Origin of the sequence: Dactylosporangium sp. CA-152071 (assembly GCF_050936335.1) — a bacterium.
GTDB classification, from domain to species: Bacteria; Actinomycetota; Actinomycetes; order Mycobacteriales; family Micromonosporaceae; genus Dactylosporangium; species Dactylosporangium maewongense.
In genome coordinates, this window is the sequence record NZ_JBNJMZ010000001.1 from 2,931,730 (window position 1) to 2,942,994 (window position 11,265).

Genomic DNA, 11,265 nt, shown 5'->3' on the forward strand with positions numbered 1-11,265 from the left:
GATGGCGTTCCAGCCACTGCCGGCGGGCGCCGGGACCGGCGAAGGTGATGCCCATGACGATGCAGTTCCAGCGGTTCGGCGGCCCGACGGTGGTGTTCGGCGTCGGTGGCGTCACGTTCATCACCGACCCCACGTTCGACCCGCCCGGGCAGTACCCGCTCGGCAGCCGCATGCTGACCAAGACCGAGCCCGCCGCCGGCACCCCCGACGACGCCGGCGCCGTCGACGTCGTGCTGCTCTCTCACGACCAGCACCCCGACAACCTCGACACCCTCGGTCGTGCGTTCGCGGCGTCGGTACCGGTGGTGCTCAGCACCCCGGCGGCGGCCGCCCGCCTGGGCGGCCAGGTCACCGGCCTGGAGCCGTGGTCCCACACCGACCTGCCCCGGCCCGGCGGCGACGGCCACGTGCGGGTCACCGCCGTCCCCGCGCAGCACGGCCCCGACGGCACCGAACACCTCACCGGCCCGGTCACCGGGTTCGTCCTGCACGGCGACGGCCTGCCGACCGTCTACGTCAGCGGCGACAACGCGTCGCTGGACGTCGTCGCCGCCGTCGCGGAGCGCTTCCCGTCCGTCGACGTGGCGATCCTGTTCGGCGGCCGGGCCCGCACCGCGCTGCTCGGCGACGCCGACCTCACCCTCGGCGCGGCCGGGATGCTGGCGGCGGCCAGGCTCCTGGACGCGAAGACCGTGGTGCCGGTCCACGTCGACAGCTGGGCCCACTTCACCGAGGGCATCGCCGACGTCCGCGCCGCGTTCGAAACCGCGGGCAGCGCACACCTGCTGCGATAACCACGGGACCGCCACGGGACCGCCACGGGACCGCGGGCGACGCGCACCCGCCGCGGTAGCCGCGCGCCGGCCGGGGTAACCGGCAGGGGTGCTCATCGCCCACCTCAGCGACCTCCACCTCGGCGCGCAGCCGCCCGACCGGTTCGACCGCGTCATCGCGTACATCGGCAGCCTCCGCGAACCGGTGGACGCCGTGCTCGTCACCGGCGACGTCGCCGACCACGGACTCGACGCCGAATACGCGGCGTTCGGCCGGCTCCGGACGCTCGGTGTGCCCGTCCTCGCGGTGCCCGGCAATCACGACGACCCGGCCGCGTTCCGGACCGACCGCGCCGAGACCGTGGCGGGGGTGCTGTTCGCGCTGTGCGACTCGTCGGTGCCCGGGCACGCCGAGGGCTGGCTCGACGACGGCACCCTCCGGTGGCTCGACGGCACCCTCGCGGCGGCGACGGGCACGCCCGCGCTCGTGTGCTGCCATCATCCGCCGGTACCGGTCGGCAAGCCCGCCGCGGACCAGGTCCGCCAGCTCGGCGCCGGGCGGCTCGCCGAGGTCCTCCGCCGCCACCCGGACGTGCTCGCCGTCCTGTGCGGGCACGTCCACAGCGCCGCCGTCGGCACGTTCGCGGGCGTGCCCGTGCTCGCCGCGCCGGGCGTCGAGTCGACGATGGTGCTGCCGTGGGAGCCCGAGGACCGGCCCGAGCCGCCGCCGGCGCTCGCGTTCCACCTCGTCGAGGACGGCCGGCTCACCACTCACTACCGGCTCTGCGTGCCCTGAGCCCTGACGGTCCGCGAATGGCGCGGACTGAGCCCCTGCGGTCCGCGAATGCCGCGGCCCGGCCGGGCCGCCGCGTATGCTGCCGGACGGCACGAACTGAAGCGAGGTGCCCCGGGCGACCGGGGAGAATCGGGAAGCCGGTGTGAATCCGGCACGGGCCCGCCGCGGTGATCGGGGAGCTGCCGTCCATGCGCACCGACGGTGCGCGGTCACTGGCCTCAGGGCTGGGAAGGCGGACGGTGCAGGCGTTGATCCGAGAGTCCGAAGACCGGCCTCGCGGTCACCGGCCGTCCGTGACGGGCGGCCACGAGCAGCGGGAGCCTGCCCTGATGAGCACCGACCTGTACGACGTCGTGCACCGCCGCCGCGACGTGCGCGGCCAGTTCAATGGCGCGCCGATCCCCGCCGACGTCCTCGACCGCGTGCTGGGCGCCGCCCACGCCGCGCCGAGCGTCGGCCTGTCCCAGCCGTGGGACTTCGTCCTCGTCCGCGACCCCGCCCTGCGCGGCGCCTTCCACGACCACGTCCGCACCGAACGCGACACGTTCGCCGCGACGCTCGACGCCGACCGGGCCGCGGCCTTCGCCCGCATCAAGATCGACGGGGTGCTGGAGTCGACCCTGTCCGTGGTCGTCACGTACGACCCCGGCCGCGGCGGCCCGGCGGTCCTCGGCCGGCACGCGATCGCCGACGCCGGCCTCTACTCCGTCTGCCTCGCCATCCAGAACCTGTGGCTGGCCGCGACCGCGGAGGGGCTCGGCGTCGGCTGGGTGTCGTTCTACCGCGAGCCGTTCGTCCGTGAGCTGCTGGGCGTCCCGGCCGGCATCCGCCCGGTCGCCTGGCTGTGCCTGGGCCCGGTGACCCACCTGGAGTCCGTCCCCGACCTGGAGCGGCACGGCTGGCGCCGCAGGGCACCGCTCGCCGACGCCGTGCATCACGACCGCTGGTAGCCGGCGCCGCGCGGGGCGGGCACGGCGCCGGGCGGGACCGGAGCCGGGGCGGGGCTCAGAGCAGCGCGGCGAGCTGCTGGCAGGTCGGGCGGGCCTCCAGGTGCAGGCGGGCGACGTTGAGCCCGTCGCTGCCGAGCACCGCGAGCAGCGTGCTGCCGTCCACGGCGTACACGGTGAAGTAGCCGCCGTCGTTGCGCATGGTCGCGTCCCGGAACGGTGACTGCCCCAGCACCAGCGCCACCTGCCGGCCCAGGCCGAACGTCGTCGCCGCCAGCGCGGCCGCGTCGTGCGGCTCGGTGCCCCCGCCGGCGTCGTACGCGCCCAGGTCGTAGGTGACCAGCAGGCCGTCGACGCCGGCGAGCACGCTGCCGCGGACCCCCGGCACGCGCAGGCGCAGGTCCGCCATCGCGGCGCGCACCGGGGACAGGGCGGCGTCGAGCGGCTCGGGCCGCGTGCCGAACTGCGGCGACTGCAGCTGACCGACGCCGCCCCCGGGCTCGAGGCCCTCCCTGCGCGGCAGGCCGTCCTCGTCGGGGGCGCCGCCGAAGAAGCCGGACGTCACAGTTCGAGGCCCTCCTCGATCGCGCGCAGCTGGTGGCGGGCCAGCGCGAGGTTGGCGCGTGCCTTCGCGAGCGCGACGTACAGGAACAGCCCGTGGCCGTTGCGGGAGTGCAGCGGCCGGATGATGTGGTACTGGCTGTCGAGCGTGATGAGGATGTCCTCGATCGGCTCGCCGAGACCGAGCATCTCGATGGTGCGCAGCTTCGCCCGCACGACGTCGGTGTTGCCGGCCGCGGCCACCGTGATGTCGAAGTCGGCGCCGCCGCCGAGGGTGCCCAGCGTCATGCCGCTGGTGTAGTCGACGAGCGCGACCGCGAACGCCCCCTCGATGTTCATCGCGCTCTTCAGCGCGACATCCAGGTTGTTGCTCAAATCCGTGCCTCCTGAGCTGGTGCGGGTGCCGCGGCCAGCCTCGCACGGAGCGATCTTTCGCTGCACCCTTCGACGCAGCTTTTAGCCAGACGGCTCATAGCCAGCTGGCTTCTCAACCGATCCACCGGTCACTGCCGGTGAGCGCACGCAACTCATAAACAGTTTTGACGGCGCAGATCGTCGCCGTCTGTTCACCGGGGTGACCTTCGCCGGTCGCGTCCTCCTACCTTCTGCTCCAGCCCTCCGGGGTCGGCGTCAACCGGACCCGGCCACGGAGCTGGCATCCCTCGGAGGAGGTCTCACCGTGTTCCACCGAATTACGGCGGCCGGCGTCGCGCTCGTGGCGGGGCTGGCCGGTGCCTTCGCGGCGGCCGCGCCGGCGGCGGCCGTCGCGCAGGGCGCGATCCTGTACGCGGACAGTCCCGACGCGGTGGCAGGCCGCTACATCGTCACGCTGAAGGACGGCTCCACCGCGATCGCCACCCAGGCCCAGCGGCTCACCGGCAGGTTCGGCGGGCAGACCCGGCACGTGTTCGACAGCGTGCAGCGGGGCTTCTCGGCGAACATGTCCGTGCAGCAGGCGCAGCGGCTGGCCGCAGACCCGGCCGTCGCGTCGGTCGAGGCGGTCCAGCGCATCACCGTCCTCGACACCCAGAACAACCCGCCGAACTGGGGCGACGACCGCATCGACCAGCGGAGCCTGCCCCTGAACCAGGCGTTCACCTACCCGGCCGACCCCGGGCAGGGCGTCACCGTGTACGTGCTGGACACCGGCCTCAACGCGAGCCACACCGAGTTCAGCGGCCGGGTGAAGCAGGGCACCGACATCGTCGACGGGGACAGCAACCCCGCCGACTGCCACGGCCACGGCACGCACGTCGCGGGCACCGCCGTCGGCACCACGTACGGCATCGCGAAGAAGGCGAACCTCGTCTCGGTCCGCGTCCTGAACTGCCAGGGCTCCGGCACCAACGACGACCTGATCGCGGGCATCAACTGGGTGCGCACCAACGCCCAGAAGCCGGCGGTCGCGAACTACTCCATCGGCTGCGGCAGCCGCTGCAGCAGCCAGGCCATGGACAGCGCCGTGTCGAGCCTGATCAGCTCGGGCGTGCAGTTCGTGCAGGCGGCCGGCAACAACGGCGACGACGCCTGCTACTACAGCCCGCAGGGCGTCGGCGCGGCGATCACCGTCGGCAACAGCAACAGCTCCGACGCCCGCAACAGCACCAGCAACTACGGCTCGTGCCTGGACCTGTTCGCGCCGGGGACGAGCATCGTGTCGGCGTCGTACTCCAGCAACACCGGCAGCGCGACGATGACGGGCACCTCGATGGCGTCGCCGCACGTGGCCGGCGCCGCCGCGCTGTACCTGGGCGCGAACCCGAACGCGACGCCGGCGCAGGTCCGCGACGCGCTCGTGAACAACGGCACCACCGGGAAGATCACCAGCGCCGGGAGCGGCTCGCCCAACGTGCTGCTGTACACGGCGTTCATCGGCGGCGGCACGCCGACCGACCCGGCCGTGACCAACCCGGGCAACAAGAGCTCCGTCGTCGGCCAGCAGGTCGACGTTCAGGTCCAGGGCAGCGGCGGCACCACGCCGTACACCTGGAGCGCGTCCGGCCTCCCGGCCGGGCTGTCCATCGGCGCGTCGACCGGTCGGATCACCGGCAGCGCGACGACGGCGGGCACCTCGAACGTCACGGTGACGCTGAAGGACGCGGCGAACAAGACCGCGTCGGCCCAGTTCACCTGGACGGTCACCACCGGTGGCGGCGGCTGCACACCCTCGCAGCCCGTCGGCAACGGTGGCTTCGAGAGCGGCACGTCGCCGTGGACCGCGACCGCGAACGTGATCGGCACGTGGTCGCAGTACCCGGCGCGCAGCGGCACCCGCAACGCGTGGCTCAACGGCGGCGGGCAGGTGCAGACCGACACGGTCTCGCAGCCCGTGGCGGTCCCGTCCGGCTGCACGACCGTGCAGCTGCGCTTCTGGATCCGCATCACCACCGCGGAGACCGAGAACCTGGCCTACGACAAGCTGACCGTCACCCTCGGCAGCACCACCGTGGCCACGTACACGAACCTGGACAAGACCAACGGGTACGTGGAGAAGGTCATCGACGCGAGCGCGTTCGCGGGGCAGACGGTCACGCTGAAGTTCAACGGCGTCGAGGACTGGTCGCTGCAGACCAGTTTCGTCCTCGACGACGTGTCGATCAGCGCCTCCTGATAGCCGGCCGGGCGCCCGCCGACATCGGGCGCCCGGTCACCGACCGGGGGTGGGAGTGATCAACGAGGCTCACTCCCACTCCCATCGCATGCCGACGATGCCGGGGGGTACGTCGGACGCGACGACGTGGGCGCCGTGGGTCGAGCCGATCCACGTCTCCCACACGCCCTGGTCCGGCGCGTTGAGCGCGCGGCGTTCGAACCGCCGGCAGCGCGCCGGCACCGCGTCGTGGTCGAACTGCACCTGCAGCACGTACTCGGTGACCGGGGTCGAGAAGCCCCGGTAGTAGTTGTCGGTCGCGGAGAGCGAGTCGCTGCGGTACTGGTACTCCAACACCACCGTCTCCCCCTGCGCCAGCATCCGGTCGAAGATGATCTCCGCCGCGACGAGCCCGCCGGCGTCGGACCGGACCCGGCCGATGCGGCAGTTGCGGATCGCGCTGATGGTCACCTTCGCGGCCGGGTCGTCGGTGAGGAAGACCGCGACGGTGCGGGAGACCCGGTCGATGTTGGCCCGCAGCACCTGCCGGCAGGTCAGGCCCAGCTCCTGCCGATGGGGCCCGACGACGTACAGGTCGTGCAGGCTCAGCCTGGTCAGCTCGTGGTACATCCACCGGTCGAGCTCGCCGACCATCTTCGCCACGCTGGTGCCGTCGCTGAACAACCGGTCGACGTCGATGGTGCCCGGCGGCTGGCTCAGCCAGCGCCCCCGCGGGCGGCGCGGCCCGAGCTGCACGATCAGCGACTCCTCGGGCAGCGCCAGGATCTGCTCGAGCAGCCGGACGGCCTTGAGCGACTCGGGCCGCTCGGGGCGGCTGCGCCCCCGCCGCCAGTAGCTCAGCGTGGTGATGCTGACGCTGACGCCCTTGCTGGCGAGCTGCTGCTGGATCTCGTCGAGGCGGATGCCACGGTCCTCGATGGCGAGGTGCAGCGCCGCGGAGAACGGGCCGGTGCGCAGCGCGTGCGCGAGGTCACGACCCGGGCCCTTCTCCATGCCCGGTGAGTATCTACCCCTTGAGCACTTTTTCCAATGCCGTCGCGACCGTGCGCGCCTCGGCCGCGGTCATCCTGCTGGTGAAGTGCGCCTCGATGCCGGCGAGGTAGGTCGGCGCGGCGGCCCGGAGCCTGGCCCGGCCCGCGGCCGTGATCCGCGCGAACGCCGAGCGCCCGTCGGCCGGGTTGGCGACCCGCTCGACGAGGCCGGCCCTGGTGAGCTCGTCGACGACGCGGCTGCTGCGGCTGCGGCTGACCACCGCCTTCGCGCCCAGCTCCCCCATCGTGAGCTGGCGGTCCTTCGCCGAGTTGAGCTCCAGCAGCACGTCATACCAGGTCAGCGGCAGGCCGTGGGCCGCCTGCAGCTCCTGGTCCAGCACCGGGACCAGCGCGGCGTGCACCCGCAGCAGGCCCGCCCAGGCGGCCGTGTTGTCCATCGTCACACCGTACCAACTCTTGTGCGTGCGCACGCAAGTGGCTAGCTTTGCGTTGTTAGGTGCGTGCGCACACACTTTCTTCCGGAGGTTCACGATGACCAAGCTGCTGCACATCTCGGCGTCCCCGCGCGGCACCCGCTCCGAGTCACTCGCGCTCGCGTCGCGTTTCCTGCAGGTGTACGGCGAGCAGCACCCCGACCATGAGATCGCCGAGTGGGACCTGTGGGACGGCACGCTGCCGGCGTTCGGCCCGGCCGCCGCCGGCGCGAAGATGGACGTGTTCGCGGGGGTCGAGCCCACCGGCGAGGGCGCCGCCGCCTGGGCCGCCGCGCGCGCCGCGTTCGACCGCTTCGCCGCCGCCGACAAGCTGCTCTTCTCGGTCCCCATGTGGAACGCCGGGGTCCCGTACATCCTCAAGCAGTTCATCGACGTGGTCAGCCAGCCGGGCCTGGTCTTCGGCTTCGACCCCGCCGAGGGGTACAGCGGCCTGCTCACCGGCCGCAAGGCCGCGGTCGTCTACACCAGCGCCGTCTACGGCGAGGGCCGCGGCCCGGCCTTCGGCGCCGACTTCCAGCGGCCGTTCTTCGAGGGGTGGCTGCGCTGGGCAGGCATCACCGACATCACGCCGGTCACCTTCCGCCCCAACCTCGCCACCGCCGACGCCGACGCTGGCCGCGCCCTGGCCACGGCCGACGCCGTCGAGGCCGCGAAGCGCTTCTGACCGGCGTGCGTGCGGCCCCGGGAACCGTCCCGGGGCCGCCACTTCACGGGCGCACGACCGTCACCGTCCGCGCGCGCCCGCGCCGTCCACGCAGAGGGGCGACCGGCCGCTGCCCCGGCGGCGCGACGACCATGCCTGCCGGCGGCCGCCGAGGTGGCCGCCCCGGCCGGCGCCGTGCCTGGCGAACAGCGTCTCCCGCGCCGGCCCGCCCGGATCCCGCAGCGGCCGGCGGCCCGGCAGCAGTGCCCGGACCGCCACCGAGACGCACTCCCGGTGCCGCCGGGCCACGTAGCCGGCGACAACCACCGAGTCCGCCATCGCGAACACCCGCTCGAACCGAAGCACCCCGTGGTCGATCGTCATGCTTTGATCGCAACACGTGCCGCCGCCCCGCGCACGCGGTTTTCCGACCCCGTCAGGCCGGCGTGGCGAGCCGCGGCAGCGCGGGGATCGTGGTCGCCAGGAAGCCGTCCGGGGCCGCGGTGAAGTGCGGCGCCGGCCTGGTCTCCCACCACGAGCGCAGCGCGGTCACCGTCTCCGGCTCACCGGTGCGCTTGTGCACGAAGGTGACCGTGCGCTCGCCGGACGCCTTGACGGCCACGCGGCCACGCTTGCAGCCGTCGGGGTAGTCGTTCCAGTTGATGCCGTGCTCGGTGTGGAGCATGTCCTGGGCCTGCCCGGAGTGCACACCCTGGAGACGGCTGTGCGGGAACACCGCCTGTGCCGCCATGGTGATGCTGTTGCGGACGGCGTCGCGCTGCCGCCAGATGAAGTAGTTGGCGACCTCCGCCGGGTCGGCGACGGTGAAGACCCGCGCGTCGAAGAGCGCGAGCTTCCCGGGCCGCCGCGCGTTCAGCGTCGCCGTCGCCACCGACGCCGCGACCGAGCACCACTTCTGCACCTCGCCCCCGAACCACGCCTGCGTCCCGGCCCCCGCGAAGTCGACCACGAGCACCGACACCTCGTCGGACTGCACGTAGGCGAACACGCTGCCGGAGATCTCCGCGCACAACGCCTCCGCCACGGCGTCCATGTCCGCCATGAACCCGTGGTCGAACGGCTTCGCCGCCCCCCGCAGGTACCCGTGGAACGCCCGCCCGTCGACCCGCAGCAGCGTGTGGGTCCGCCGCGGCAGCACCGCCTTCGTCACCCGCTCGTAACTCTTCATCCGGTCACCCAGATCATCCCGGTCGATCCGCATGCCAGATGCCACCACGCCGCTCCCACACGCGCACGCGCTTTTCCGCCGGCGACATCGAAGGCTTCTACTGCGCGCTCGGCGAGGCGGTCAACGGGCCTGGCGGGTACTTCGGCTGGAACCTCGACGCCCTTGACGACTGCCTCCGCGGCGGGTGGGGCGCGCGGGCGCCGTTCACCCTCGTCTGGCGGCATGCCCACGTCGCCCGGCGGCATCTCGTCGCGGGGTTCGACCGGCATCTGCGGCTCACGGCGACAACGATGGACGACGTGCTCGCGGTCCTGCACGAACGCGGCGTCGAGGTGCACCTGCGGTGACTAGAGGTGCTTCTCGAACCAGTGGTGGGCGTAGGGCTCGTCGTTGAAGGCGGGCACCTCCTTGTAGCCGGTGCTGCGGTACAGCGCGATCGCTTCGGTGAGGTTCCGGTTGGTGTCGAGGCGGACGGAGCGGTGGCCTGCGGTGGCGGCCCGGTGCTCGAGGTCGCTCAGGATGCGGCGGCCGAGGCCCAGGCCGCGGACGGTGCCGGAGACCCAGACGCGCTTGATCTCGGCGGGGGCGTCGCGGTGGAGCTTCAGGGCGCCGCAGCCGACGGGCTCGCCGGACAGGGTGGCGAGGAGGAACACGCCCCGGGGAGGGGTCAGGTCCTCGTCGTCGACCGGCCGGCTGACGCCCGTGTCGAAGCCGTCGTCGAAGCGTTGGGACAGCTCGCGGGCGTAGGCGCGCAGGCAGGCGCGGGCCCGTGGGTCGGCCGGCGGGCAGACCGTGAGCTCGACCATCGACGCCAGGAGCAGGCGCTCGACCTCCGCCATCGCGGTCGCCAGGCGGGACCGCTGGGTGTCGCTGAGCGGCCCGAGGATGGAGTGGGCCAGGTCGTCGGAGGCGCTGTCGAGGATCGCCCACTCGGCCCGCCCGGCATCCGTCAGCGAGGCTTCGCGGACGCGCGCGTCGCCGCTCGTACCGACGCCGACGACGACAAGGCCGTCGGCCTCGAGGGCCCGCAGCAGGCGGCTCAGGTAGCCGGCGTCGAGGCCGAGGCGGGCGCGCAGGGCGGCCACCTCGGCGCCGGCGGGGCCGATCTCCCACAGCAGGCGGGCCTGGCCGAGCGGGCGGCCGCGGGACAGGTACTCGTCGTCGAGCGCGCCGACGCGCTGCGTCACGGTCCGGTTGAAGCGGCGGACGGTCTCCAGCAGTTCCACATGTCTGACTATAGTCAGGTAACGCTCCGCAGTGGTATCCGCCAGGCATACTCGACGCGTGAAACGAGGCTGGTTGCTCGCGGTGGTCGCGACAACGCTGATGGGCTGCATCGGGCCGTTCGCCGACACGGTCGACGAGGCGCTCCAGGACACCCCCGGTGACTACGACGAGTGCTGCATGAACGCCGAGCGGCCGCTGCTCGGCAAGCTCGCCGGCACCCCGATCACGGTGGTGACCGCCCCGGACTTCCCCGGGTTCCGGGTCGACGCCGTCGTCACGACGCACCAGTTCGACGCCGCCACCGAGAAGAAGGTGACCTGGGAGAAGGACGGCGACGGGCTGATCGCGCCGGACGACGCCCACGACTACGTGCTCGCCCTCGTCGCCGGCGTGCCGCGCGCCGACAAGTCGTATCCGCAGACGGTGATCACCGTCGGGAAGGGGACCGCCACCTACGAGTCCACGCCGCTCGTCGACCCGTCCGACGGCAGCCGCATCAGCTCGGTGATCCTCGCCGTGCGGGTCCCTGCCGGGCAGACGGTCCTGCTCACCGCCGAGGACCCCGCCCCGGGCGACCCCGCGGTCGACCTGCGCACCGGCCGCGCCGTGAAGTTCCCCGCCGATGCGTAGCCGCCTGCTCGCCCTCGCCGGCGTCGCGGCGGCGCTGGCGGTCGCGTTCGCGATCCGGGCCGTCGACGACGGCGCGCTGCGCCAGTACTCCGGGACCGCGCTGTACGCCTCCATGATCTACGCCGGGGTCTTCGTCCTCCGGCCCCGGACGACCCCGCTCGTCGCGGGCGCCGTCGCGATCGCCTGGTGCTGGGCGGTGGAGCTGGCGCAGCTGACCGGCGTTCCCGCCGAGCTGTCCGCGCGGAGCCTCCTGGCGCGGTACGCGCTCGGCGTGAAGTTCGACCCCGCCGACCTGGCCTGGTACCCGGTCGGCGTCGTGCCGCTGGTGGTCGCGCACCTGCTCTTCCGAAGAAGAAAGTTTCACGCCGTGACCAGGCAGGACACCCTCGCCGGACGGTGATA

At 73.0% G+C, this 11,265-nt stretch carries 15 protein-coding genes and 1 riboswitch; of the genes, 8 read left to right on the forward strand and 7 right to left on the reverse strand.

What is annotated here, in order from left to right:
* Positions 1 to 53: 53 nt before the first annotated feature.
* The 3 genes from ACQEVZ_RS12945 to bluB all read left to right on the forward strand — a co-directional run bounded on the left by ACQEVZ_RS12945 (position 54) and on the right by bluB (position 2,519).
* The gene (locus tag ACQEVZ_RS12945) at positions 54 to 794 is read left to right on the forward strand and encodes an MBL fold metallo-hydrolase (RefSeq protein ID WP_433365791.1); all 741 of its coding nucleotides are present in this window, start codon (positions 54 to 56) and stop codon (positions 792 to 794) included.
* An 88-nt stretch (positions 795 to 882) separates the two neighbouring features.
* On the forward strand, positions 883 to 1,569 hold the full coding sequence (locus ACQEVZ_RS12950) for a metallophosphoesterase (RefSeq protein ID WP_344504072.1): 687 nt from the start codon (positions 883 to 885) through the stop codon (positions 1,567 to 1,569).
* Between the two features lie 88 nt (positions 1,570 to 1,657).
* A riboswitch (cobalamin riboswitch) is annotated at positions 1,658 to 1,860 on the forward strand.
* Positions 1,861 to 1,898: 38 nt separating this feature from the next.
* Positions 1,899 to 2,519: a 5,6-dimethylbenzimidazole synthase gene (bluB, locus tag ACQEVZ_RS12955; protein ID WP_344504071.1), complete on the forward strand. Its 621-nt coding sequence runs from the start codon at positions 1,899 to 1,901 to the stop codon at positions 2,517 to 2,519.
* 55 nt (positions 2,520 to 2,574) lie between these two features.
* Here bluB and ACQEVZ_RS12960 read toward each other — a convergent pair whose 3' ends face one another.
* Both ACQEVZ_RS12960 and ACQEVZ_RS12965 read right to left on the reverse strand, forming a co-directional pair.
* Positions 2,575 to 3,081: a roadblock/LC7 domain-containing protein gene (locus tag ACQEVZ_RS12960; protein ID WP_433365794.1), complete on the reverse strand. Its 507-nt coding sequence runs from the start codon at positions 3,079 to 3,081 to the stop codon at positions 2,575 to 2,577.
* Positions 3,078 to 3,416 (reverse strand): hypothetical protein, encoded by a 339-nt coding sequence (locus ACQEVZ_RS12965; RefSeq protein ID WP_344504439.1) that lies wholly within the window; start codon positions 3,414 to 3,416, stop codon positions 3,078 to 3,080. The genes ACQEVZ_RS12960 and ACQEVZ_RS12965 overlap by 4 nt, the downstream gene beginning before the upstream one ends.
* Before the next feature lie 340 nt (positions 3,417 to 3,756).
* On the opposite strand from ACQEVZ_RS12965, the gene ACQEVZ_RS12970 reads away from it, so the two are divergent.
* Positions 3,757 to 5,688 carry a S8 family serine peptidase gene (locus ACQEVZ_RS12970; protein WP_433365797.1) on the forward strand — a complete coding sequence of 644 codons (1,932 nt, stop codon included), beginning with the start codon at positions 3,757 to 3,759 and terminating at the stop codon, positions 5,686 to 5,688.
* Positions 5,689 to 5,757: 69 nt separating this feature from the next.
* Here ACQEVZ_RS12970 and ACQEVZ_RS12975 read toward each other — a convergent pair whose 3' ends face one another.
* Positions 5,758 to 6,681: a hypothetical protein gene (locus ACQEVZ_RS12975; protein ID WP_344504068.1), complete on the reverse strand. Its 924-nt coding sequence runs from the start codon at positions 6,679 to 6,681 to the stop codon at positions 5,758 to 5,760.
* Positions 6,682 to 6,694: 13 nt separating this feature from the next.
* Positions 6,695 to 7,117, reverse strand: coding sequence for a MarR family winged helix-turn-helix transcriptional regulator (locus tag ACQEVZ_RS12980; protein ID WP_344504067.1), 423 nt, complete (start codon positions 7,115 to 7,117; stop codon positions 6,695 to 6,697).
* 94 nt (positions 7,118 to 7,211) lie between these two features.
* On the opposite strand from ACQEVZ_RS12980, the gene ACQEVZ_RS12985 reads away from it, so the two are divergent.
* A complete protein-coding gene (locus ACQEVZ_RS12985; protein ID WP_344504066.1) occupies positions 7,212 to 7,838 on the forward strand; it encodes an FMN-dependent NADH-azoreductase in 627 nt (208 codons plus the stop codon).
* Positions 7,839 to 7,898: 60 nt separating this feature from the next.
* Here ACQEVZ_RS12985 and ACQEVZ_RS12990 read toward each other — a convergent pair whose 3' ends face one another.
* Complete coding sequence (locus ACQEVZ_RS12990; RefSeq protein WP_433365802.1) at positions 7,899 to 8,201, reverse strand: hypothetical protein; 303 nt, start codon at positions 8,199 to 8,201, stop codon at positions 7,899 to 7,901.
* A gap of 52 nt (positions 8,202 to 8,253) precedes the next feature.
* Complete coding sequence (locus tag ACQEVZ_RS12995) at positions 8,254 to 9,006, reverse strand: tRNA(His) guanylyltransferase Thg1 family protein (protein ID WP_433365805.1); 753 nt, start codon at positions 9,004 to 9,006, stop codon at positions 8,254 to 8,256.
* A gap of 38 nt (positions 9,007 to 9,044) precedes the next feature.
* Here ACQEVZ_RS12995 and ACQEVZ_RS13000 point away from each other — a divergent pair, with 38 nt between their 5' ends.
* Positions 9,045 to 9,353, forward strand: a complete 309-nt coding sequence (locus tag ACQEVZ_RS13000) for a barstar family protein (RefSeq protein ID WP_433365808.1) — start codon at positions 9,045 to 9,047, stop codon at positions 9,351 to 9,353.
* Here the strand turns inward: ACQEVZ_RS13000 and ACQEVZ_RS13005 are convergent, their stop codons facing one another.
* Entirely contained in the window at positions 9,354 to 10,232 is an 879-nt protein-coding gene (locus tag ACQEVZ_RS13005; RefSeq protein WP_433365811.1) for a bifunctional helix-turn-helix transcriptional regulator/GNAT family N-acetyltransferase, read from the reverse strand. It lies immediately after the preceding gene.
* Positions 10,233 to 10,290: 58 nt separating this feature from the next.
* Between ACQEVZ_RS13005 and ACQEVZ_RS13010 the strand changes: the two genes are divergently transcribed.
* Both ACQEVZ_RS13010 and ACQEVZ_RS13015 read left to right on the forward strand, forming a co-directional pair.
* Positions 10,291 to 10,863, forward strand: a complete 573-nt coding sequence (locus tag ACQEVZ_RS13010; RefSeq protein ID WP_433365814.1) for a hypothetical protein — start codon at positions 10,291 to 10,293, stop codon at positions 10,861 to 10,863.
* Positions 10,856 to 11,263 carry a DUF2809 domain-containing protein gene (locus ACQEVZ_RS13015; protein WP_344504061.1) on the forward strand — a complete coding sequence of 136 codons (408 nt, stop codon included), beginning with the start codon at positions 10,856 to 10,858 and terminating at the stop codon, positions 11,261 to 11,263. Before ACQEVZ_RS13010 ends, ACQEVZ_RS13015 begins: the two co-directional genes overlap by 8 nt.
* Positions 11,264 to 11,265: the final 2 nt, after the last annotated feature.

Excerpts from the sequence above, each read along its gene's own strand:
- ACQEVZ_RS12945 (WP_433365791.1), top strand. The coding sequence starts at position 54 with ATGACGATGCAGTTCCAGCGGTTCGGCGGCCCGACGGTGGTGTTCGGC.
- bluB (WP_344504071.1), top strand. The coding sequence starts at position 1,899 with ATGAGCACCGACCTGTACGACGTCGTGCACCGCCGCCGCGACGTGCGC.
- ACQEVZ_RS12965 (WP_344504439.1), bottom strand. The coding sequence starts at position 3,416 with ATGAACATCGAGGGGGCGTTCGCGGTCGCGCTCGTCGACTACACCAGC.
- ACQEVZ_RS12975 (WP_344504068.1), bottom strand. The coding sequence starts at position 6,681 with ATGGAGAAGGGCCCGGGTCGTGACCTCGCGCACGCGCTGCGCACCGGC.
- ACQEVZ_RS12980 (WP_344504067.1), bottom strand. The coding sequence starts at position 7,117 with ATGGACAACACGGCCGCCTGGGCGGGCCTGCTGCGGGTGCACGCCGCG.
- ACQEVZ_RS12985 (WP_344504066.1), top strand. The coding sequence starts at position 7,212 with ATGACCAAGCTGCTGCACATCTCGGCGTCCCCGCGCGGCACCCGCTCC.
- ACQEVZ_RS12990 (WP_433365802.1), bottom strand. The coding sequence starts at position 8,201 with ATGACGATCGACCACGGGGTGCTTCGGTTCGAGCGGGTGTTCGCGATG.
- ACQEVZ_RS12995 (WP_433365805.1), bottom strand. The coding sequence starts at position 9,006 with ATGAAGAGTTACGAGCGGGTGACGAAGGCGGTGCTGCCGCGGCGGACC.
- ACQEVZ_RS13000 (WP_433365808.1), top strand. The coding sequence starts at position 9,045 with ATGCCACCACGCCGCTCCCACACGCGCACGCGCTTTTCCGCCGGCGAC.
- ACQEVZ_RS13015 (WP_344504061.1), top strand. The coding sequence starts at position 10,856 with ATGCGTAGCCGCCTGCTCGCCCTCGCCGGCGTCGCGGCGGCGCTGGCG.